This is a genomic window from Haloferax sp. YSSS75 (assembly GCF_046764215.1).
Classification (GTDB): domain Archaea; phylum Halobacteriota; class Halobacteria; order Halobacteriales; family Haloferacaceae; genus Haloferax.
On record NZ_CP177207.1, the window covers coordinates 63,150 to 83,500 of the forward strand.

Sequence of the window (20,351 nt, forward strand, 5' to 3'; positions counted from 1 at the left end):
ATCGGTATGTGGATGATTTGTGCGGGGCTTAGGAGAGACATGCCCCGAATATATTCGCCAATTAAGTACCGGGATGGCGACGAACGTGTTCGGGATGAACTATCTACGACTTCGAGTCCAACGAATATCCATGGACGTCGAACCGTATCTCGCCGAGGTGGATGCCCCGAGTGCCCGCGCAATCGACTTCCTCGATGCGCGTGACCTGCCCCCGCCGGAACCACTCACGAAGACGTTGAACATTCTCGCGACCCTCGACGAGGAGACGGTGTTCGTCCAACTCAACGACCGAACACCACAGTTCCTCTTTCCGAAACTCGACGATAGAGGATTCGTCTACAACACTGTCGAGATAGACGAAGGTGTCCTCACCGCGATTTGGCGACCCTGAGACGGACTTCGTTCACTCTCGGGGTGCCTTTTCTGTTTTCGACGTGACCAGTCGCGTTCGCCGACTTTGTTATAATCGATAATGTAATAATACCTCACTCGTATGGACGTGGTATGAGCACAGACCACACAGATGGCGGTTACTCACAGTGGTGCCCCGATTGTGGTACTGAGATGTTGTTGACTGGGACGATACCGACCGGCTATGCGCAGTTCTTCTGTGAACAGTGCCGCTACCGCCGCGATAGATTCGTCGGGGACGACTGACCACCGTCGGAGCACTGGAACTCGTGGCGTTCTCTGGCCTGACCGCGAGTCAGACGTAGACTCGGGTGACGTATCCGCCACACCCACAGCGGTCGACGAACTCCCAGTCGAGGCTCTCACACTCGTCTTCGAGCACGGGATAGAGGTACGAAGATGGATGGCCGTGAGCTTCGTGCGTGACGAGGTTGACGTGCCGCCCCGTGGTGGTCCGTTCGATGGCGTCGATGGCGTCGCTGACGATTCGCTCGCGACTCTCCGCGTGTTCGGGATGTTCGAGGTTAGCCGACCACGAGGTGTCGTGCTGTTCCGCCTCGGTGTTTCGTGTGTCGTCGCTGGACATGGTTCGTCCGGTCTTTCGCTCCCGAGGCAGGTGTCAAACACTCCGAATATGTTCGGTCGGCGGCGCGTCCCGTCGAGAACGCCACGTCGAGATCACTCCTCGGGAGCAGTCTACGGCCCGTCCTCGCCTCGCGGTGAACATGTCCGGGGGAACCCACAGGGTGACGCAGTTCGTACGTCTTCCCATGGCCGGATTATCCTCGCCGTTCGGCGGCAGCGACACGGGGGACCTCTACGACGGGTACGACGAGTTCGTCCCAGAACACATCCCGGAGCCGGGTTCGAACCTCGACGGCCACCGTCTCCTCACCGGTGACGAACACGTGGCCTTCCACCGACTCACCCGCGACCTGTTCGAAGAGCGCGGGGTGTACGACATGACGTTCAACTACAACCTCGCACGACTCAATCTCGACACCCGGCACGAATCTGCGGGGTTCCGGTACGCAGAAGACAGCGACGACTCTGCAGTCCTCTGGGCGGAGTTCACCCCGACGACTGCGTTCTGCCCACAGTCACACACGCTCATCATCGGTGCGTTCAGGGCGTGGAACGGACTCTCTGACCGGCACGAATACGACCTGGTCCGCGTCCGCCTCTCGGAGATGCACCACCAACACGAAACCATCAACGAGCGACTCGAAGGCCTCGAAGCCGAGTTCCTCGAGACAGGGTCTGTCGCTCCACCGTCCGACGCCGACGGCGAACCCGTTGGGGACGACGGCCTCGGGTCGGACCAGAGTCCGTTCTAATCGGTCACCATCTGTGGTGCCACGGACACGCACCACCCCCGTGCCGCCGAGACTCACTGGCACCTATCTTTATTATAAGTCGTTGCGTAGAATCGAACAGTGTCCGACGAAACGAAACACGAGACGCGAGTCTGCCTCCGCGTCTCGCCCGGGGACGACACGAAGATATTCCGGTTTCGGGCGGCCGACGACGTGTTACGCCTCCTCGTCGACGCCCACGAGTCCGAGTTCGCGATGACGGAACTCGCCACACAGACCGACCACAGTCGGTCGACTGTCTGGCGTGCAGTCGGCCTCCTCGACGAACTCGGTGTGGTGGAGATACGGGAGACGGCACAACGAAAGTACGTCGCTATCGATTCGGCACATCTCGAAAAAGACGACCCGATATTCGCTCTCGAACAGGCCGAGTACCACGACCCGGTTCGAGCGTTCGTCCAGCGGGTCGAATCCACCGTCGAATCGACGGGGGAACTCGACGCCTTGCTCGGCGTCCTCGTCTTCGGGAGTGTCGCCCGTGGGGAGGCGGACCGAAAGAGCGACATCGACGTGTTCGTCCTCGTCGACGGTAACCGAACCGTCGCCCGTCGCGTCGTCTCCGAGATTGCCACCGAACTCGGCGAAGAACGATTCGGTGGTGACCGATACACGTTCGAGACGTTCGTCGAGTCCCCCGACAGCGCCCGCCGTGCGGGTGCAAAACTGCGTGACGTCTTCAACGAAGGCGTGACCGTCTACGGCGGTGAGCGGTTCCAGACCATCAGAACCGAGGTGCTGACCGATGAGCGGTAATCGAATCGAGACGCTGGTAGACGAGGTGCAGGCGGCGTTCGACAGGCGTCCGGACGAGATTGAGACCGGTCTAGAGACGAACGAAGCGGACGTTCTCCAACTCCGGAAGTCGTGTCGACTGCTCGCGGGTGCGGAGACGCTTCTCGAACGCGGGTTCTACACCATCGTCATCGAGACGTCGTTCGTCGCCATCGAACGAGTCGTCGAGTTCAAACTCCTCGAAGGCGGGGTCGAACCCCGTGACCTGCCCGGGACGCATCCGGGTGTGTACACGGAGGCGGCACGGCGCGGTATCCTCTCAGAACACGTCGCCACCAACCTGCAGGACCTCTGGCGAAACCACCGTGCGAAGACGTACTACCAGGACGGCCTCGCGGCGCGCGAACGCGCGGCGAAACTCTACGAACTGGCGACGGAGATTCACGAGTACGTCGTCAATCAGTCGTCGAAACGCCACGAGTGTCGTTGCGAATAGCGACCCGTCGCAGTCAAATCGAAAGACGAGGACCAGTTATTTGGGTGTGAGTCTGCTCTCCGCTCGCCTTCCTACTGGGTTTTTGACTCACTCACGCGCTCGGGGGCGTCCGGTGAGAGTGCTGGGGCGAGGACGCCGAGAAGTGAGTGCGGACTGTGAGCGCGGATGACCTGTAGGACGTTGCCGACGAAACACACGACGCCTGCGAAGAGGAGCGTGCTCCCGACGCCGGTAATCGCCATCGAGAGGCCGAAGATATCCGACGCAGCGAGCAGTGCGGTGGCCGAAAACAACAGCAGGAAGTCGATTCGTGCGAGTCGGTCGCTGTAGAGGTCGTCTATCATCGGAACGGGTTCGAGTCCGAGCAGGTCGCTGTAGCGGTTCACCCAGACGATGAACGGAACGACGTGATAGAGCGTTCCGAAGACGACGAACCCGATGAATCCGACGATGAGAAGGTAGTACGACGAAGGGGCGCCGAAGAGCGCGGCGTACGAGAGTGGGTTCTCGAACCACACAGGGAGTGCCATGAGACTCCAGAGCGCGAGTGCGGGCGCGACGACGGCGTACCGTGAGAGCATCGGGTTCCACTGGACGGACGTCTCGTACAGTCGGCGGCCGAGCAGGATGCTGAACCCGAGGAGCGTCGACGCGACGAGGAGGCCTCCAACCTGTGCGACGAGCGTGACACCGAAGAGTCGGCCCGACGCGAGCAGGACGACACCGGCGGGGTAGCCGACTTCCTCGGCGCGTCGGAGCCAGTTGTCGATTCCGTGGAGTTCGGTCTGGGTGAACATCGTCCCGAGTTGGTAGAGTGCGCCCAGTATCGTCGTGATGACTGCACCGAAGACGGCGAGTGTCGCGTGCGCAGAGAGGACTGACACACGCGTCACCGAGAGCGGCGCGAAGAGTGGATAGACCAGGTCGAGGGCGAGGAGGAACCCGAGCGTCGTCAGGAGGACGAAGAACCCCAACGCGAGCAAGAAGTGTCGCTCCGTCACGTCGTATCCCGAAGTCTTGCGGAGCGTCCGGACGATGTTGTAGACGAACGTCCAGAACCCGAGGAGCATCGCGCTCCCGAACACCGGGAGGAAGGCGACTCTCCCCGTCAGGAAACTGCTGGCGAAGCCGAGTAACCCACCGGCGACCAACCACAACTGGATGGTCGAGAGACGTCGCGAGTGGAGTTCGACGCCAGACCAGACGGGGACGAACTGGGTCATCGCCCCCATGATCGTGACGCAAATCCACCCTGCGAGGAGGAGGTGAATGTGTGCGAGAATTGCGGTACTCGGGACGATGTCGAACGCGATACCGAGTGCGAGACTCAAGCCGAGTAAGAGCAACCCGAGTGAGACGACGAAGTGCCGAAGCGGCACGGCCATCGGCGGTTGCCGAGACGTATCGATATCGCCTGGAACGACGCTCATATTCGAACACAGGGGTCAGGGCATCGTACAGCTACCCCCGAACATATTCGCACAGAAGGTGCCTAGAGGGAGCCACTCGGGTCGTCGGCGTCGAGGAGTTCGACTACAGTCTGGGCGGTGTCGTCGCACGCCGGCGCTTCTTCGAGGGCGTCCAGTGTCGGACCGAGGACTCCCTCGACGATAGCAGACGCCATCTGAGAGACTGTGGCACGCTGCTCGTCGGTGAGCGTTCCCTTCGCTTCGAGTCGGTTGAACGCTAGCTGGAGTTCGCGTCGTTTCACGTCTTCACCGTAGGTGTGAACCACCCGCTTGGCGTCGTTCGAGTCTGCCTCGGTAGGGTCTGTCATCCGTGGTTTTTCACGCAACATCGGAACCTCCCTCGTGTCGTCTCTCCGCTGTCAGTCCTCCGAAAATCGGCGAACTCGGACGGGGTTCGACGAGTCCACCGCGACGTTACTTCTTCGGGAACGTCGCGAGGAACTCGGTTGGGCTCCGCCGTTCGACGGTGTAGTTTTCGGCGTCGAACTCCTCCTTTTCGGCTTGCATCTCGTAGAACAACGGCTTGGGTTCGTGGTCGTTGACGATAGTGAGTGCCTCTCCGCTTTCGAGTTCGTCGAACGCGGCGTGAATCTTCGGGTGGCGCTCTGCTGGCGGTATCTCACGAACGTCGAGTTTCGTCTCTGCCATACGGTTCTCGCTTTCATCTCCCGTGTCGAGGCTGTTGTCCCGAATATGTTCGTGAAGGGACACAGAAACCTGGGAACAGTCTCGACAACCACTGGTACGATACGGCGATTCACTGGCCGTCGTCAGCGCTCTGTATCGAACAGCTCGGCTACGCACCGACGAACTCGCGTCTCCGTCGTCGGGGAGTTGCATCTTCGTCGTCGGTGACTCGACTCGCCGTCCCGGGACGTGCGGGCGTGTAGTTGCCGAGTATCACGAAAACAAACGCGAGGGGGGTCCCCGCCGATACGTCGCTACCGCGAACTCGATTGCATTCGATTCGGCGTATCGTACCTCTCGGCTGAGGGCGGCGACGAAACCGGCCTTCCCGTCACTGGTGAGAACGAATCTCTCTTCTCTCTTTGAGGATGGCCGTCGTCTCGACACTAGCCGGCGTCGTACCGATGGCAGTCCATAGGGAACCGGCACACGAACCTCTGAATTCAGACTGCGTTCGGGAAGAAAGCCGAAACGGGACGAACCTCGCCATCAAAATCAATTTCGAATGGCAGCTTTACTATTTAAATTCTTATATTATTACTGCCTGTACGTTTCAAATGACGCGTTCCTACCGAGTGTTCACTCTGGATATCCTTCGCATACTCGATGTGCTACTGCGTCCGAGAGACCGGAGTATGGAGATGGTCGATTCGGGTGAGTGATGGGCTGATGTGCCTGAAAGTTGGGTTCTCTGTGACGATATCACATCGTTCAGCCTGTACGTTTTGGTCCACAGGGGTCATCTCGTCTGCGTACCAGCATTCTTGACGAATTCGTCGGCGGTTAACGCTGTTTTATGTGTCGATGAAATTAGGAGTTTAATATACTCGAATTGGTATATTCTCGCTGTCGACTCCGCCGTATCCTGTGCTGGTGAATCGATACCCGGCCTGTCTCCCACCGGACTGGGTAAGATTTACCCGGATTCAAAGTATTATTTTCATCCTCTTTTACCAATACAATAACCTTATCAGAGTCTCTCGTAGACACTCTGGTAGAATGGAAGAGACGATACACTGGCCGACAACAGCTGATTTTCCCGACCCGGCCACAGCGGACCACGTTACGTACAACCCAACGTTAGCAGAACTCCGCGAGTACTCTGCGCACCTCGAAACGACCACCGACTACGGCGCGCCCTCGTACGTCAGTGACTATCGCTCGCGAAGCGCCGCGCAGACTGCGAATTCCGTCGACGATTCGTTCGACGACGACGATTTCGAAGTGTTCCAGCGTGGTATCGACTGGGTGTCAGACCCGTCCAACGACGTGCTGTGTGTGGACCGAGTCGTCGGCCGGCACGAAGACGTGTCGGCGGTCTGCCGACTCTACCTCCCGAAGGAGTACGGCCGCATCGCACTCGCGTGGGCGAAGCTCCTCGAACCGGCCGAGGGAACCACTCCCGACTTCGTGACCGTCCAACTCCCGGACGCGACAGACGAACCCTGCATCCGCGTCCTTCCCGAAGCAGGCATCACGACAGTCCTCGGGAGCGACTACACCGGCGAGGCGAAGAAGTCGTTCCTCCGCCTCTTCATGTTCCGGGCGAAACAGGCAGGTGGCCTCGGACTCCACGCCGGCAGCAAACGCGTCACGCTCGAAGCGGGAGATGGCTACCGTGACGTCGGCCAACTCTACCTCGGCCTCTCCGGAACTGGGAAGTCGACGTTGACCAGCCACGGCCTCTGGCTCGACGGCCCCGAGGGTGCAGAGATGCTCCAGGACGACGTGTGTGCACTCCTTCCGTCGGGAACTGTCGCCGGGAGCGAGGGTGGCGGACTCTACATCAAGACGCTCGGTCTGGGCGCTGCCGAACAACCCGAACTGTACGGGGCCGCGACCAACGAGAGCGCTGTCCTCGAGAACGTCTCTGTCGCTGCCGACGGAACCGTCGACTTCGACGACCCGGCGTACGGGCGGAACGCACGGGCCGTGATTCAGCGCGACTGTCTCGCGAGTTCCGCCGCGGATATCGACCTCGAAAGCGTCGACCAGGTGTTCTTCATCACCCGCAACCCGCTGATGCCGCCGATTGCGAAACTGGACGAGACGCAGGCCGCTGTCGCGTTCATGCTCGGTGAGTCCGTCGAGACGAGCGCCGGCGACCCCTCGCGTATCGGTGAACCAATCCGCGTCGTCGGAACCAACCCGTTCATCGTCGGTTCACAGGGCGACGAGGGGAACCGGTTCCGAACCCTCATCGACGAACTCGACGTCGACTGTTTCGTCATCAACACCGGTTCGGTCGGAACCGACGACCCAGTCGACGTTGGTGTCGAAGAGACCGTCGCAATCCTCGAAGGCGTCGCTCGTGGGACCGTCGAGTGGGCCTACGACGAGGAGCTCGGGTTGACGGTTCCAACCCACGTTCCCGGTATCGACATCGACCGGTACGTGGTCGCAGAGCACGTCGAGAACTTTGCGGACGCACACAGTGCGCTCCGTGACGAACGCAAAGCCTATCTGGCGCAGTTCGAACGCCTCGACGACGATATCGTGAACTCGGCGTACTGACCCCGTCGAATTCCATTCTGTAGTGCGTGCGGCGGTAGCTGTTCCGCTGCGACGCTGGGTCACCGTCGGCCCTTCTTGACCGAAAAATTGAGCGCCTGAATCGTGGCCGTGAGACTACACGAGCACCGTCTCCAGTGAGTGATTACGCGAGCACCGTCTCTAGGGCGTCCATCACGCGGTCCACCTTTTCGACGTCGGCGTTGTATCCCATGTGTCCGACGCGGAGGATATCGTCGGCAAGGTCCGCGAGGCCAGTCGAGAGGATGATGTCGTGGTTCGCTTCGAGTTCGCGCTGGACCTGCGTCGCTTCACCGGGGAGGTGGAACGCGGTCACCGTCGGAGCGCTTCGCTCCGTATCGGGGTAGAGGTCGAGTCCCAGTTCTGCACCACGCTCCCGACAGTGCTCGGCGGCCGTCTCGTGCCGTTCGTAGACCGACTCGACACCTTCCTCCAGAAGCATGGTCAGGGATTCGTCGAGCGCGGTGACGTTGGCCACGAGGTGCGTGTACGGGAACATCTCGCTCGTGTCTCGCCACGGGAGGAGGTTCGTGTAGAGGGAGTTCGGGTCTCGCTCTTCGGCGACGTCCCACGCCCGGTCACTGACGGCGACTGTCGTCAGTCCCGGCGGCGAACTGAACGCTTTCTGGGACGCACCGAGGTTGATGTCGATGTACTCGCTCGGGACGGGCGTCCCACCGAGCGACGAGACGGCGTCGACGATGGTCAGCACGTCGTTCTCGTGGAGGCGTTCGAGGACCGGTTCGATATCGTTGAGCGTCCCTGTCGGCGTCTCGCAGTGGACCATCGTCGCAGCCTCGAACTCGCGTTCGTCCAGCAGTTCTTCGACTCGCGCGACGTCGAGCGGGTCGGTGTAGTCGCCACTGACGAGTGTCGCATCGCCACCGTAGTTCTCGACGAAGTCGGCGAAGCCGTCGCCATAGAGGCCGTTCGAGATACAGAGGACGTCGTCACCGGGAGCGACTGTCGATGCGATGGCCGCTTCGAGGCCGAGGATGCCCTCGCCACCCATGACGATTACGTCGTCGTCGGTGTCGTAGACGCGCTGGAGTTTCTCGCAGACGTCGTCGTAGGTGTCGAAGAACGCGTCTTCGACGTCGGGGTTCGGCATCGGTTCGCTCAACCGCTCGCGGACCCGTGGCGGAACCGCCGTCGGGCCGGGTGTCATCAGCATAGTCTCCCGTTACGTGAGGCGTGGCTTAAGCAGTCGGTGTGTTCACTCGCTCCGACCGCAAGCAGTCTGCCCCTTCGCCGAACGGGAAGACACAAAAGCCGACCCCACACCACTAGACGTATGAGCAAACTCTCGCCCGCGGACCTCGACCGCTACATCTTCTCGCGGACGGGTGCCGAGAACGACGGCTTGCTCGTCGGCGCTGGCTACGGTGAAGACGCCGCTGCTATCGAAACCGACGACGGGACGATGGTCGTCACTGCCGACCCTATCTCGCTCGCCGCCGAACGCATCGGAACACTCGGGGTGGCTATCGCCAGCAACGACGTCGCCGCCTGTGGAGGGGTACCCAAATGGCTCGTGAGTACCATCCTCCTTCCAGAACCGGACGTTGACGTTCTCGACGACATCATCGCCCAACTCGACGCCGAAGCAGAGCGACTGGGCATCTCCATCGTCGGCGGACACACAGAGACTGTCGCTGGCCTCTCTCGCCCACTGCTCTCGCTCACGTGTATGGGTCCGACCGACCGGTACGTCCCGACATCGGGTGCGGAACCCGGCGATGCGGTGATACTGACGAAGGGTGCGGGCATCGAGGGAACCGCCGTCCTCGCCACCGACTTCCGCGACGAACTCGAAGCGGCCGGTGTAGACACCGAGCGTATCGACAGTGCTGTGGGGTTCTTCGACGATATCAGCGTCCTCCCCGAATCCGCTGTCTTCGCTCCTGTCGCGACTGCGATGCACGACCCAACCGAAGGCGGGGTCCTCAACGGACTGGTCGAACTCGCTTGCGCGTCTGAAGTCCGCATCGACGTCGAGCGTGAGGCTGTTCCCGTCCGCCCAGAGACGGTGGCGCTCTGTGAGGCGATGGGTGTCGACCCGCTTCGGATTCTCGGTTCGGGGGCGCTTCTCGCGACGGTTCCCGCCGACGAAGTCGACTCGGTGCTCGCGGCGCTCGACGCAGAAGGTATCGACGCGACGGTTGTCGGGACTGTCGACGCTCCCGCCGACGAAGACGACTGTGGCGTCCGCTACGACGGCACCCACTACACGGGCGGTGTTCGTGACGATATGTACGACCTCTGGGAGTGAGCGAACGTGGAGACGACTCCCGATAATCGTATCGTCTGACCCCCGTCACCAGAAGCGATTCTCGTCGAGACGCGAGAGTGCTTCTTCTATCGTCGCCTCGTTTCGAGAGAACGTAAAGCGAACCCAGTCTGCGCTCCCTTCGGTGTAGAAACTGCTCCCCGGGACGGTTGCGACGCCCGCTTCGCGAATGAGGCGGAGTGTGAACTCGGTGTCGTCTTCGTCACCCGGGTATCTGGTGAGCATGTAGTACGCTCCGTCCGGTTCGACCGGGTCGAGGCCCACATCTTGCAGTCCCTCGTAGAGAATGTCGCGGCGGCGTTCGTACGAGGCGGCGAGGTTCTCGTAGTAGTCGGCGGGGAGCGAAAGTGCCTCGACACCCGCTCGCTGGAACGGCGTCGGTGCACAGATGCTGGTGTAATCGTGGACCTTTCGAAGTTCGGCGGAGAGTGGTTCGGGAGCGAGTGCGAATCCGACGCGCCACCCGGTCACGGAGTACGTCTTCGACATACCCGTACAGACGACGGTTCGCTCGGCGAGGCCGTCGATTTCCACGGGACTGACGTAGTCGTCGGTGTAGACGATGTGTTCGTAGATTTCGTCGGTGACGACGATGAGGTCCTCTTGGACTGCCACCTCCGCGATTTGCTCTAGTTCGTCGGGCGTGAAGACGTTCCCCGTCGGGTTGTGCGGATGGTTGAGGATGAGGATGGACGCGTCTTCGGCGGCGTCTCGGAGTGCGTCCGCGTCGAGTTCGAGGCCATCTGTGATGTCGAGCGGAATCAACCGGCCGCCTGCGAACTGGACGGCGGGAATGTAACTCTCGTAGGTCGGTTCGAAGTAGATGACGCCGTCACCGGGGTCACAGAGCGCGAGGAGTGTCGAGACGACTGCTTCGCTCGTCCCCGTCGTGACGGTGACTTCTGTCTCGGGGTCGTACCTGACGCCTTTCCAGTCGGCGTACCGGTCCGATACCATCTCGCGGAGTTCTGGAAGCCCCCACGTAATCGTGTACTGACTCGACGTGTCGATTGCGTCCTTCGCGGCCTGTTTCACGCGTGGCGGCGTCTCGTCTTCGTCGGGAATCCCCTGTGACAGGTTGATGGCGTCGTGTCTGTGTGCCTCGCGCGTCATCTCGCGAATCATCGATTCACGCATCCCATCGACGCGTTCGCTCCCGATTGGTCGAGTGAATGGAGACGGAGTTGGCATATCTGGAATGCGTGTGTCTCACACATGAATCCTGCCGGTCACAGATTTCTGTGACGCCCGCCGACTCGTGTCCGAACTACACAGCGACCGGTTCGAGAACAACACGACTACCACTACTGCCCTGTTATGACACACAAGGACACTCGAATGACGGACGCAGACGAGACGGACGACCACGTGGATGCCCTCCTCACCGAGATGACGTTCCGGGAGAAGGCGGCCCAACTCGCAGGAACGTACGTCGGGACGATGGACGAGACTCGGACCATAGAGGACGCGACGCAGATGGTCCGTGAGCACGGTATCGGTTTCGTGACGCCCTTCGGCTACGGTGCTTCGCCACACCGTGACGCCGAGGAGGTCGTCGAAATCGCCAACGAACTCCAGCGAGTCGCTCGCGACGAGACTCGTCTCGGGATTCCGATTCTCATCCCCGTCGATGCGATTCACGGGAACGCCTACGTCGCGGAGACGACAGTGTTTCCCCACAATCTCGGCGTCGCTGCTGCCCGTGACCGGTCGCTCGTCGAACAGATTGGGTCGGTCACGGCGAGGGAAGTCGCTGCCACTGGGTCGAGTCTCACGTACGGGCCGACGTGCGACGTGGCCCGCGACCCGCGGTGGGGTCGAACGTTCGAGACGTTCGGTGAATCACCGTACCTCTGTGGTGAACTCGCTGCCGCGAAGGCACGTGGAATCCACGGCGCGTCCGTCGACGTCGCTGCCATGGCGAAACACTTCCCCGCCTATGGCGAACCGGAACGCGGGGAGGACGCCGCCCCCGTCGACAAGTCGCTCTCGTCGCTCTACCGCGATTTCCTCCCGCCGTTCGAGAACGTCGTCGAAGCGGGTATCGAGGGCATCATGCCCAGTTACAACTCCATCAACGGAGAGCCTTCACACGGGTCTCGCTACTGGCTTACCGACGTTTTGCGCGAGGAACTCGGCTTCGACGGGTACGTCGCCTCCGACTGGCACGGCATCGACATGCTCCACGAGAACCACCATGTCGCGCAGACGCAAGCTGACGCCGTCTACCAGTCGTTCACTGCCGGTATCGACGTCCACTCACTGGGTGAAATCGACCACGTCGACCACATCGTCTCGTTGGTGGAGGCAGGGAAAATCGACGACTCGGCCGTCGACACTGCTGTTCGTCGCGTGCTCGAACTCAAAGCCGACGTCGGTCTGTTCGACGACCCGTTCGTCGTTCCCGAAGACTCACGAGCGACCCTGGAGAGAGACGACCACCGAGACGTGGCGCTCGATGCGGCACGAAAGTCGATGACCCTCCTGAAAAACGACGGTGACTGTCTTCCGTTCGACGACGACGTGGACGAGATACTCGTCACGGGACCGAACGCAGACGAACTGAGACATCAAGTCGGTGGATGGAGCCTGAAAGACCCAGCAGAACTGGACGGCACGACGATTCGAGCGGGTATCGAGTCTCTCGTCGCGCCCGAGACGACTGTCACGTACGAACGTGGGGCCGGTATCGCCGACGCCGACGACGTGGATGCGGCAGTCTCGGCCGCCGCCGACGCCGATGCCGCGGTGGTCGTACTCGGTGAGAACTGGTACCTCCACGAGTTCGGCCCACAGGACGTAAACGGGCCGACAGACCGGTTCCCGAACCGCGCCCAACTGGCCCTCCCGGATGCACAAAAAGAGCTTCTGGAAGCAGTCGTCGCGACTGGGACGCCAACCGCACTCGTCCTCGTCGCTGGACGGCCACTTGCTATCCCGTGGGCGGCCGAACACGTCGATGCCATCCTACAGGCGTACTATCCGGGCGCCGACGGCGGCATCGCCGTCGCCGAGACACTCTTTGGCGAGCACAACCCGAGTGGGAAACTCCCGATATCGGTCCCTCGTTCGGAGGGGCACCTGCCGGTACGTCACAATTACCTCCCGCACCCGTACCCAATCGGTGAAGACGAACACCTGCCGTCGTACGACCCACTGTGGGCGTTCGGCCACGGCCTGTCGTACACAACCTTCGAGTATCGTGACTTCTCGGTCCACGACGAGTCAGTCTCTGCTGGCGAGTCACTCGACGTCTCTGTCACGCTCGCGAACACGGGTGGTCGGGCGGGTGAGGAAGTCGTTCAGGTCTTCGGCGGCCGAGAGTCTGCCTCTGTCGTGACGCCTGTGGAAGAACTCGTCGAGTTCCGACGCGTCACCCTCGAACCCGGTGAGGAACGAACGGTTCGGTTCGACATCCCCGTCGACGCGTTCGACGTGGTCCGACCCGATGGGACGCGTCGGTTCGAGGCGGGAACGCTCACCCTTCGGACCGAGTCACTCGAAACGTCCATCGAAGTGGTCGACCACTGACTCGAAAATCGGCTCTACAGGTGGGCAGGTTTCGCTCCGATATCGATATCGACGAGTGAAATCGTTCGCATCTCGACGTCTTCGTAGACGGCGCCCCACCCGCCGACGACGACGGTATCGTCACCGGTGTCGAGTGTGATGTTCTTGTACGACCCGAGGTCAGAGAGGGCCAACCGTGACGGGTCGCGTTCGTCACCGAGGAAAGAGACGTCCACGACGGTTCCTTCGATACTGATTTCGGTGTCGGTGGCGATGTCGATTCCTTCGACTGCGACGCCGAGTTCGTACCCTTCTTCCCACAACGGGCGGCAGTCCCTGACCAGTTCTTCCATGGTGACGTAGATGAACTGGTCTCTGTCGTCGACGTAGACGGACGGGTAGAGGTTCCAGAGGCAGGTGAGGTAGAACCAGTGGAAGACGAACGGGAGGATTCGGTCGTAGACGAGGACACCGTAGTCTTCGTCTGACCGCGAATTCGGTGCGAAACACGTTCGATGCCGGTCGATGACGACGAGGAATGGTCCGGGGATGGTACACGCCCGCAGTTCTGAGAGGACTCCCTTGGGGTCGAAATCCTCCGGTGGGGTCTCTCCGTCTTCGACGTAGACGGATGCACGCACGACGACGCCACGTTGTCGGGCCGTTCGAAGTGCCGGAGCAAGCAACTGCAGTTGTTCGAACGTCCCGGCGACTTCCACGACGGTCTTCGCGTCGTCGATGAGGTCTCGCGCGTTTCCGACCGCCGTCTCGGCACGTTTGGTGACGCCGACGCGTGCGTCCATCCGCTCCGGGGTTCGATAGCGCTCGCGGACTTCTTCTGCAGCGTCAGAGAGGAGTTCCCCACGAGACTCGAGGTCGGCCATCGCGGCGTCTGGGTCACGCGGGCGAACGTAGAGTTTCTCCCGCTCTATCGTCTCGACGTAGCCTCTCGATTCGAGACTTCGGAGGACGTCGTAGACCTGTGAGACAGGCACCGAACTCTCACGCCCGACTTCGATAGCGGGAGAGGCGCCCATCTCCAAGAGCGTGAGGTAGGCGTCGGCCTGGTACGAGGTGAGGTCCGCGTACTCCAGTGCCTGTGTCAGCGTCTCGCGGTCCATGACAAGACACAGTATACACCTCCACATGAACGCTTCGTCAGGTTTCGGTGGCCGAGAGCGTCCTCACTGTTCACCATCGACGCCGGAAAGAGGAGAGCGACACTCGACAAATAATCATATCTAATACATACAATTTTGTTTGATAGTTAGAAGAGGTCTACGATAGATATTCAATAATAATAGATTAGAACTCCAAAATAGTATTCAGAATGTCTATTCATGGTTTGTTTTACAGAGTAAATTCCGTATGTTTCACCAGACCAAATCTGCCAATATCTAAAAATATTGGTTGAAAATTCGTTGTAACGGATTCCGTATATTTCTTCGAAGCCTCTTTGGTTTGGGAACAGGACTACGATTCACGTCGAACTCGCTGGACTCGACATACGATGTCTTCCGAAAGGGGGCAGAACGGGATAGATTTCTCTTTGAGTTCCCCCTCTTACCAGCGGATAACCCGGACGTGTGCCACCACAAGGGGGGTTAGGGTCTCTCGGGCGAACTCACGGTGCTCAACGTTCTCTATTGCTAGAGACGCCTTTCTGTACCAGAAGCAAGGTAAAAGAGTTAACTTAAGAATTATTACAATACCTTTCCAGAAACTTCGGCTCCACCGAACATATTGGGTGCCCGTTACATCTCGGTTCGAGAGACGAGTGGTCTGAACCGTGTGTATTCCGACCGGTCCGAACGCCGTTACAGTCTGCCGTCGAACTGGTGGACGTCGATGGGATGGTCGGTCCCTCCTTCGGTGGCCAAATCAGCGAGCACTTCGCCGACGACACTGCAGAACTTGTAGCCGTGTCCTGTGAACCCTGCGGCGATAGAGACGTGCGGGTATTCGGGGTGCGTGTCGAGGTAGAAGTGTTCGTCGTGCGAGTAGGTGATGATGCAGGTGGCCAGTCGAACTGTCTCGCCCGCCGCGTCGGGGAAGTGGTTCTCGACCAGCGGCCGAAGTCGCCTCTCGTCACCGAGCGTCGGTTCGTCGTTCCAGTCGTCTGGGTCTATCGTTTCGGGAGACTCCGGTGTCATCCCGATTTTGAACCCCGGCCGTTCGAACACCGGGAATCCGTAGAAGTTGCCCTCCGGGACGTCTGCGCTAAACACCGGGAAGTTCCCGGGTTGGAAGTGCTCCGGTTTCGACGGTTGGAACCACGCGAGCACCCGACGTTGCGGCGTCAACAGGTCGGAGAGGAAGTCGAGGTGCTTGCCGGTCCACCCGCCCGTCGCGAGGACGAGGTTGTCTGCGCTGTACTCACCACGCGTCGTCGACACGGTGACGCCGTGTTCCCTGATATCGATATCTTCGACTGCTTCACGGGCGCGAACCGTCGCCCCGTGCTCGAACGCCTGTTTCACGTGGGTCGACGTCGCTCGTTCGCACGCCAGAAACCCACCGTCGGGTTGATAGACTCCTCGATGGTCGTCGGGGAGTCCGTACCCCGGGAACCGCTCGGCGAGTTCAGTGCCCGAAAGAACCTCGTGGTCGACGTCGTGTGCTTCGAGGGATTCGACAGCGTCTGTGACCATCGACCCACCCTCTGGACCGGCGTGGACCGACCCAGTCGTCGTCAAGAGATTCGTCCCCGATTCGTCCTCCAGCGCTCGCCAGAGTTCGTGTGCTCGTTTCGCGAGCGGGACGTAATCGGGGTGTTCTGGTTGAGTCAGGCGAAAAATTCGTGTATCACCGTGCGACGACCCGCGGGTGTGCGGAACGTCGTAGCGCTCTAGTCCGAGAACGTCGACGCCGCGTTTGGCCAAGTGGTAGGTTGCGGCGCTCCCCATCCCACCGACACCGACGACGATTGTATCGTACGACCGAACTGTCATTACGTGCAGGTACGCTGAGGCGACAATAAGTGTTGGCCCGAGTTCGACCCACTCTCGTCGGTCCATAGTGGCGTGGACGAGTCGGTTGACAGCGGCCGAAACTCAGTTTGGAACTCGATTACTGAGCGAGTGTTACGGAGCGATGAGCACACCGACGATGGCGTACCCGACGGCAGTTATGCTTCCTGCGGCTATCGCGTACGGTAGTTGCGTTCGCACGTGGTCCATGTGGTCGGACGCTGCACCGAACGAGGACAGGATACTGGTGTCGGACAGCGGCGAACAGTGGTCACCGAACAGGCCGCCACCGACGACGGCGGCGACTGCGGCGTAGAGGACTGGGCCGAACGTGCCACCGTTCATGTTGAACGCGATTGGCACGATGATGGGAATCATGATGCCGTAGGTCCCCCACGAGGTTCCGCTGAAGAACGAGATGGCCGCGCCAGTGACGAACGTGACGAACAGCAGGAGTGCTGGAGTCAGCCATCCCTGCGTGACGGCGATGACGTAATCAGGAGCACCGAGTTGTCCCGTAATCTCGTTGATCATGTACGCGAGTGCGAGCACCATCATCGCTGGGAAGACGCCCTTGACACCGTCAGTCGAGATGTCGACGAGGTGGCTGATGTCGTCGAAGTATCCCTGGAAGTACATCACACCGGCGAGCCACGTCGTCGCCGCCATGAACGCGGCGAGGATTTTGACGTCCTGCAGGACGACGAACGTCCCGATACTGATTCCGAGGATGATGAGGACTGGAACGACCAGGTGGAGCAGAATGCTCGCGGACTTGCCCTCCTTCGGGTCGATTTCTTCGATTTCGACACCGACGAGTGGGTTGGCTTGGTCGCGGAGCACCTTCCCGGTGTTACGCGCACGGTTCTCGGCTTTCTTCATCGGCCCGAAATCGGAGACGACGCCAGCGGCAATCAGTCCGGCGAGCGCGATGGAGAGGACGCCGTAGAAGTTGTACGCGACAGAGTTGACGAAGACGTCGAGGGCGACAGTCTTGTTCGGGACGTTACCTTGCTCGGCGATGAGTCCCGCGATGAAGACTGCCCAGCCACTGATGGGAATCAGGGTCGGAACGGCCGCACTCGTGGAGTCGAGGATGTACGCGAGTTTCTCTCGGGAGACGTCGTGTTCGTCCGTCACCGGTCGCATGACGGGACCGGACAGGAGTGGGCTGAAGTAGTCGCTGAAGAACACGAGCACACCGAGCACCCACGTCATCCCCTGTGCACCTCTGTCGGACTCGACGCGTTCTGAAACCAGTTCCGCGAATCGCTCGGTGACGCCCGCGAACATGAAGAACGCAATCAAGATTCCGACGAACACCTGAATCATGATGACCCAGATGAACCACCCGCTGCCCAGCGCATCTTGGAACAACTGAGCAGTCCCGGTGAAGGGGTCGCTCCCGAGCATCATGACACCGACGACGGAGCCGATGAGCAGCGAGAACACCGCGTTTCTCGTCTTGAATGCCAGTACGAGTGCCACCGCGACTGGTAGCAACGACAAGGCTGAACCTTCGAACATACAGAAAGACCATTATAGTAATGGTATAAGAATGTTACTGTCTATCATGACAAATACTAACAAAAGAACCAGTGTAGGCCGCTGTCTCAGTGACGGATATGAGGTGGCTGGAGTCGTCTCACGAGAACCGGGCCGGTGACAGGTAGGATTCGACGTCGTCGTCGACGCTTCCACCCGTGATTACGCCCGCGAGGAATTCCCCCACTGCAGGAGCGAGTGTGACGCCGAGGCCGTTCATCCCGGCAGCGATGTAGAAGTCGTCGACTTCCGTCTTCCCGACGGTTGGAACCCCGTCGGGTGTGAGTGTGCGAACTCCGACCCACTCGTTGACCAGTTCGACCCCTTCGAGTCGTGGAATAGCTTCCTGAATCCGGTCGTCGATTTCGAGGTAGAACTCGTGGGGAATGGACCGCGCACCCGCCGGATTCAGTAACTCGGCGTCGTCGAAGCTCGCCCCGAAATCACCAGCGAACGCCTGATTTCGCCCTTCGCCTCGGAAGTACATCCCATCTCCGAATTGGACGAACGGGAGGGAGAACGACTCGTCTTTTTGCAGGACGACCACAGGCCCTCGGTTGTGGCGGAACGGCAGGGATATGTCGACCATGTCGTTTACAGTCGGGGCCCACGGTCCGGCCGCGTTCACCACGGCGGCCGCATCGTGGTTTCCAGCTTCTGTTTCGACGCCCGTGACACGGCCGTCTTCGGTGACGACGTCTGTGACTGCCGTCTGTGTTTCGACGGTGACGCCTTCGTCGGTTGCCTCGTGGATGTAATGCTGAATGATTTCGGATGGGTCGAGGTATCCATCCTCGGGAGTGAACATCGCGCCCGCGACGACGGTGGGGTCGATACCGTGGTCAGAAAGCGCATCTGGCTCGAGGAACGTCGCCTCGGCACCGAACTCCTCGATGTCTTCCGTGAGTGACTGAAGGTTCTCGGCTTCCTCGTCCGTCTTGGCAACGTCGAGCGTTCCTATCTGCTCGAAGCTCAGGGTTTCGTCACGAACGAGTGGTTCGTACTGTTCCCAGGAACGTGCTCGGAGGTTGTGACTCGACTCGTCGGGTGACGATTGATGCCAGACGAAGAGGGCGACGGAGTCTGCCGACGTACCGGAACCGAGGGCGTTGCGCTCGTACAGAACGACGGGGCGAGGGTGGTCTCGGAGATGGTAGGCGAGACTGGCTCCAATGACGCCACCTCCAATGATGACTACCGGGTCCATTGGGTTGCTGATAATCCTCGCCTGATAAAAAGGTTTTCACGGAGGATGTTGACGTGTCTCGTTCGCTCCGTCACGTGTGTTTGTCGATGCCAAACTGTTATAGCAATCGTCGGATATTGGTGGCCTATGGGAACTCGTGACTCCGGACCACGCACTATCAAATCGGTCCAGACAGCGTTCGCCGTCGTGGACGAACTCATCGACCGAGACGGTGCTGGCGTCACTGAACTGTCGGACGCACTCGGTTGTTCGAAGACCACTGTCCACACGCATCTCTCGACGCTCTCGGAACTGGGATACGTGACCCAGCGGGGGAACGAATATCGTGCAAGCCTCGGATTCCTCACGGCCGGAAACCTCGTTCGCGAGAGTTTCGACCTGTATCGATACGGACACTCGGTCGCGAATACCCTCGCCGAATCGACCGGTGAAGTCGTTCACCTCGCCGTCGAGGAAGACGAGATGGTCCATTTCGTGCACGCGACTCGCGGGGGCCCCGACGCAATCGAGTCTGTGACACCAATCGGCCGAACTGCGTTACTCCACGCCACTGCAGTCGGGAAGGCGATGTTGGCTCACATGCCAGAGGAGCGACGCGACGAGATACTCTCGCGTGAATTACAACCGGTGACGTCGCAGACGATAACCGACCCCGCGATACTCCGGGAGGAACTAGAGCAGATACGCACGCAGGGATACGCAGTGAACAACCAGGAACAAGTGTTAGGTGCGAGGTCCGTCGCGTGCGCGGTAAAATACGCGTCTGGTGAACTCATGGGTGCGGTGGTGGTGAGCGGCCACGCGTCACGGTTGGACGACTCCCGAATGGAGGAACTGGCAGCGAGCGTCCGAGGCGCAGCGAATCAAATCGAAATCGAGCAGGGATAGAATCTGTCCCACCGAGACTCCCGTTCCGAACGTTTGGTATCACCAAACACTGTGTGGATACCCCACACTCGATGTTACAGATGTATGCTTGTAATGCAACACCCTCGACGGTTTATCTTGCTCCATCGGCAGTGATTCGATGCAGTCGGATGGGTTTCTTTCGTCCGCTGTCTGTCCATCACAGTTCCAAAATGTCAGTACACTCTCCTCCGGTGAGATGTCCTAAATCCAGATTCGAT

19 protein-coding genes are annotated in these 20,351 nt (G+C 60.2%); 9 read left to right on the forward strand and 10 right to left on the reverse strand.

Going from position 1 to position 20,351, the window contains the following annotated elements:
- Positions 1 to 130 precede the first annotated feature (130 nt).
- Positions 131 to 391, forward strand: a complete 261-nt coding sequence (locus ACK3R5_RS16345) for a DUF2249 domain-containing protein (protein WP_411968858.1) — start codon at positions 131 to 133, stop codon at positions 389 to 391.
- Between the two features lie 113 nt (positions 392 to 504).
- On the forward strand, positions 505 to 657 hold the full coding sequence (locus ACK3R5_RS16350) for an HVO_2142 family zinc finger protein (RefSeq protein ID WP_411965944.1): 153 nt from the start codon (positions 505 to 507) through the stop codon (positions 655 to 657).
- 49 nt (positions 658 to 706) lie between these two features.
- On the opposite strand, the gene ACK3R5_RS16355 is transcribed toward ACK3R5_RS16350, so the two are convergent.
- The gene (locus ACK3R5_RS16355; RefSeq protein ID WP_411968859.1) at positions 707 to 997 is read right to left on the reverse strand and encodes a CGCGG family rSAM-modified RiPP protein; all 291 of its coding nucleotides are present in this window, start codon (positions 995 to 997) and stop codon (positions 707 to 709) included.
- Between the two features lie 184 nt (positions 998 to 1,181).
- Between ACK3R5_RS16355 and ACK3R5_RS16360 the strand changes: the two genes are divergently transcribed.
- The 3 genes from ACK3R5_RS16360 (at position 1,182) to ACK3R5_RS16370 (ending at position 3,015) form a co-directional block, all read left to right on the forward strand.
- A complete protein-coding gene (locus tag ACK3R5_RS16360; protein WP_411968860.1) occupies positions 1,182 to 1,748 on the forward strand; it encodes a hypothetical protein in 567 nt (188 codons plus the stop codon).
- A gap of 99 nt (positions 1,749 to 1,847) precedes the next feature.
- Entirely contained in the window at positions 1,848 to 2,540 is a 693-nt protein-coding gene (locus ACK3R5_RS16365; protein WP_411968861.1) for a nucleotidyltransferase domain-containing protein, read from the forward strand.
- The gene (locus ACK3R5_RS16370) at positions 2,530 to 3,015 is read left to right on the forward strand and encodes a hypothetical protein (RefSeq protein WP_411968862.1); all 486 of its coding nucleotides are present in this window, start codon (positions 2,530 to 2,532) and stop codon (positions 3,013 to 3,015) included. The genes ACK3R5_RS16365 and ACK3R5_RS16370 overlap by 11 nt, the downstream gene beginning before the upstream one ends.
- A gap of 71 nt (positions 3,016 to 3,086) precedes the next feature.
- Here the strand turns inward: ACK3R5_RS16370 and ACK3R5_RS16375 are convergent, their stop codons facing one another.
- The 3 genes from ACK3R5_RS16375 to ACK3R5_RS16385 all read right to left on the reverse strand — a co-directional run bounded on the left by ACK3R5_RS16375 (position 3,087) and on the right by ACK3R5_RS16385 (position 5,132).
- A complete protein-coding gene (locus tag ACK3R5_RS16375; protein ID WP_411968863.1) occupies positions 3,087 to 4,445 on the reverse strand; it encodes a hypothetical protein in 1,359 nt (452 codons plus the stop codon).
- Positions 4,446 to 4,507: 62 nt separating this feature from the next.
- Positions 4,508 to 4,792 (reverse strand): hypothetical protein, encoded by a 285-nt coding sequence (locus ACK3R5_RS16380; protein WP_411968864.1) that lies wholly within the window; start codon positions 4,790 to 4,792, stop codon positions 4,508 to 4,510.
- A gap of 106 nt (positions 4,793 to 4,898) precedes the next feature.
- Positions 4,899 to 5,132, reverse strand: a complete 234-nt coding sequence (locus ACK3R5_RS16385; RefSeq protein WP_411968865.1) for a DUF2249 domain-containing protein — start codon at positions 5,130 to 5,132, stop codon at positions 4,899 to 4,901.
- A 1,038-nt stretch (positions 5,133 to 6,170) separates the two neighbouring features.
- On the opposite strand from ACK3R5_RS16385, the gene ACK3R5_RS16390 reads away from it, so the two are divergent.
- Complete coding sequence (locus tag ACK3R5_RS16390) at positions 6,171 to 7,685, forward strand: phosphoenolpyruvate carboxykinase (ATP) (RefSeq protein ID WP_411968866.1); 1,515 nt, start codon at positions 6,171 to 6,173, stop codon at positions 7,683 to 7,685.
- A gap of 142 nt (positions 7,686 to 7,827) precedes the next feature.
- Here ACK3R5_RS16390 and ACK3R5_RS16395 read toward each other — a convergent pair whose 3' ends face one another.
- The gene (locus ACK3R5_RS16395; protein ID WP_411968867.1) at positions 7,828 to 8,877 is read right to left on the reverse strand and encodes a pyridoxal-phosphate-dependent aminotransferase family protein; all 1,050 of its coding nucleotides are present in this window, start codon (positions 8,875 to 8,877) and stop codon (positions 7,828 to 7,830) included.
- A gap of 120 nt (positions 8,878 to 8,997) precedes the next feature.
- Here ACK3R5_RS16395 and ACK3R5_RS16400 point away from each other — a divergent pair, with 120 nt between their 5' ends.
- Complete coding sequence (locus ACK3R5_RS16400; RefSeq protein ID WP_411968868.1) at positions 8,998 to 9,975, forward strand: AIR synthase family protein; 978 nt, start codon at positions 8,998 to 9,000, stop codon at positions 9,973 to 9,975.
- Positions 9,976 to 10,020: 45 nt separating this feature from the next.
- Here ACK3R5_RS16400 and ACK3R5_RS16405 read toward each other — a convergent pair whose 3' ends face one another.
- A complete protein-coding gene (locus ACK3R5_RS16405; RefSeq protein WP_411965932.1) occupies positions 10,021 to 11,184 on the reverse strand; it encodes a pyridoxal phosphate-dependent aminotransferase in 1,164 nt (387 codons plus the stop codon).
- 147 nt (positions 11,185 to 11,331) lie between these two features.
- Here ACK3R5_RS16405 and ACK3R5_RS16410 point away from each other — a divergent pair, with 147 nt between their 5' ends.
- A complete protein-coding gene (locus ACK3R5_RS16410) occupies positions 11,332 to 13,524 on the forward strand; it encodes a glycoside hydrolase family 3 N-terminal domain-containing protein (RefSeq protein WP_411968869.1) in 2,193 nt (730 codons plus the stop codon).
- Between the two features lie 14 nt (positions 13,525 to 13,538).
- Here ACK3R5_RS16410 and ACK3R5_RS16415 read toward each other — a convergent pair whose 3' ends face one another.
- The 4 genes from ACK3R5_RS16415 to ACK3R5_RS16430 form a co-directional block, all read right to left on the reverse strand.
- Complete coding sequence (locus ACK3R5_RS16415; protein WP_411968870.1) at positions 13,539 to 14,624, reverse strand: TrmB family transcriptional regulator; 1,086 nt, start codon at positions 14,622 to 14,624, stop codon at positions 13,539 to 13,541.
- Between the two features lie 696 nt (positions 14,625 to 15,320).
- Positions 15,321 to 16,454 carry an N-methyl-L-tryptophan oxidase gene (gene solA / locus ACK3R5_RS16420; protein WP_411968871.1) on the reverse strand — a complete coding sequence of 378 codons (1,134 nt, stop codon included), beginning with the start codon at positions 16,452 to 16,454 and terminating at the stop codon, positions 15,321 to 15,323.
- A gap of 132 nt (positions 16,455 to 16,586) precedes the next feature.
- Positions 16,587 to 17,999: a Na+/H+ antiporter NhaC family protein gene (locus ACK3R5_RS16425; RefSeq protein ID WP_411965927.1), complete on the reverse strand. Its 1,413-nt coding sequence runs from the start codon at positions 17,997 to 17,999 to the stop codon at positions 16,587 to 16,589.
- Between the two features lie 118 nt (positions 18,000 to 18,117).
- The gene (locus tag ACK3R5_RS16430) at positions 18,118 to 19,224 is read right to left on the reverse strand and encodes an NAD(P)/FAD-dependent oxidoreductase (RefSeq protein WP_411968872.1); all 1,107 of its coding nucleotides are present in this window, start codon (positions 19,222 to 19,224) and stop codon (positions 18,118 to 18,120) included.
- 126 nt (positions 19,225 to 19,350) lie between these two features.
- On the opposite strand from ACK3R5_RS16430, the gene ACK3R5_RS16435 reads away from it, so the two are divergent.
- On the forward strand, positions 19,351 to 20,112 hold the full coding sequence (locus ACK3R5_RS16435) for an IclR family transcriptional regulator (RefSeq protein WP_411965925.1): 762 nt from the start codon (positions 19,351 to 19,353) through the stop codon (positions 20,110 to 20,112).
- Positions 20,113 to 20,351 lie beyond the last annotated feature (239 nt).

Excerpts from the sequence above, each read along its gene's own strand:
- ACK3R5_RS16345 (WP_411968858.1), top strand. The coding sequence starts at position 131 with ATGGACGTCGAACCGTATCTCGCCGAGGTGGATGCCCCGAGTGCCCGC.
- ACK3R5_RS16350 (WP_411965944.1), top strand. The coding sequence starts at position 505 with ATGAGCACAGACCACACAGATGGCGGTTACTCACAGTGGTGCCCCGAT.
- ACK3R5_RS16355 (WP_411968859.1), bottom strand. The coding sequence starts at position 997 with ATGTCCAGCGACGACACACGAAACACCGAGGCGGAACAGCACGACACC.
- ACK3R5_RS16360 (WP_411968860.1), top strand. The coding sequence starts at position 1,182 with ATGGCCGGATTATCCTCGCCGTTCGGCGGCAGCGACACGGGGGACCTC.
- ACK3R5_RS16370 (WP_411968862.1), top strand. The coding sequence starts at position 2,530 with ATGAGCGGTAATCGAATCGAGACGCTGGTAGACGAGGTGCAGGCGGCG.
- ACK3R5_RS16375 (WP_411968863.1), bottom strand. The coding sequence starts at position 4,445 with ATGAGCGTCGTTCCAGGCGATATCGATACGTCTCGGCAACCGCCGATG.
- ACK3R5_RS16380 (WP_411968864.1), bottom strand. The coding sequence starts at position 4,792 with ATGACAGACCCTACCGAGGCAGACTCGAACGACGCCAAGCGGGTGGTT.
- ACK3R5_RS16385 (WP_411968865.1), bottom strand. The coding sequence starts at position 5,132 with ATGGCAGAGACGAAACTCGACGTTCGTGAGATACCGCCAGCAGAGCGC.
- ACK3R5_RS16390 (WP_411968866.1), top strand. The coding sequence starts at position 6,171 with ATGGAAGAGACGATACACTGGCCGACAACAGCTGATTTTCCCGACCCG.
- ACK3R5_RS16395 (WP_411968867.1), bottom strand. The coding sequence starts at position 8,877 with ATGCTGATGACACCCGGCCCGACGGCGGTTCCGCCACGGGTCCGCGAG.
- ACK3R5_RS16400 (WP_411968868.1), top strand. The coding sequence starts at position 8,998 with ATGAGCAAACTCTCGCCCGCGGACCTCGACCGCTACATCTTCTCGCGG.
- ACK3R5_RS16405 (WP_411965932.1), bottom strand. The coding sequence starts at position 11,184 with ATGCCAACTCCGTCTCCATTCACTCGACCAATCGGGAGCGAACGCGTC.
- ACK3R5_RS16410 (WP_411968869.1), top strand. The coding sequence starts at position 11,332 with ATGACGGACGCAGACGAGACGGACGACCACGTGGATGCCCTCCTCACC.
- ACK3R5_RS16415 (WP_411968870.1), bottom strand. The coding sequence starts at position 14,624 with ATGGACCGCGAGACGCTGACACAGGCACTGGAGTACGCGGACCTCACC.
- solA (WP_411968871.1), bottom strand. The coding sequence starts at position 16,454 with ATGACAGTTCGGTCGTACGATACAATCGTCGTCGGTGTCGGTGGGATG.
- ACK3R5_RS16425 (WP_411965927.1), bottom strand. The coding sequence starts at position 17,999 with ATGTTCGAAGGTTCAGCCTTGTCGTTGCTACCAGTCGCGGTGGCACTC.
- ACK3R5_RS16430 (WP_411968872.1), bottom strand. The coding sequence starts at position 19,224 with ATGGACCCGGTAGTCATCATTGGAGGTGGCGTCATTGGAGCCAGTCTC.
- ACK3R5_RS16435 (WP_411965925.1), top strand. The coding sequence starts at position 19,351 with ATGGGAACTCGTGACTCCGGACCACGCACTATCAAATCGGTCCAGACA.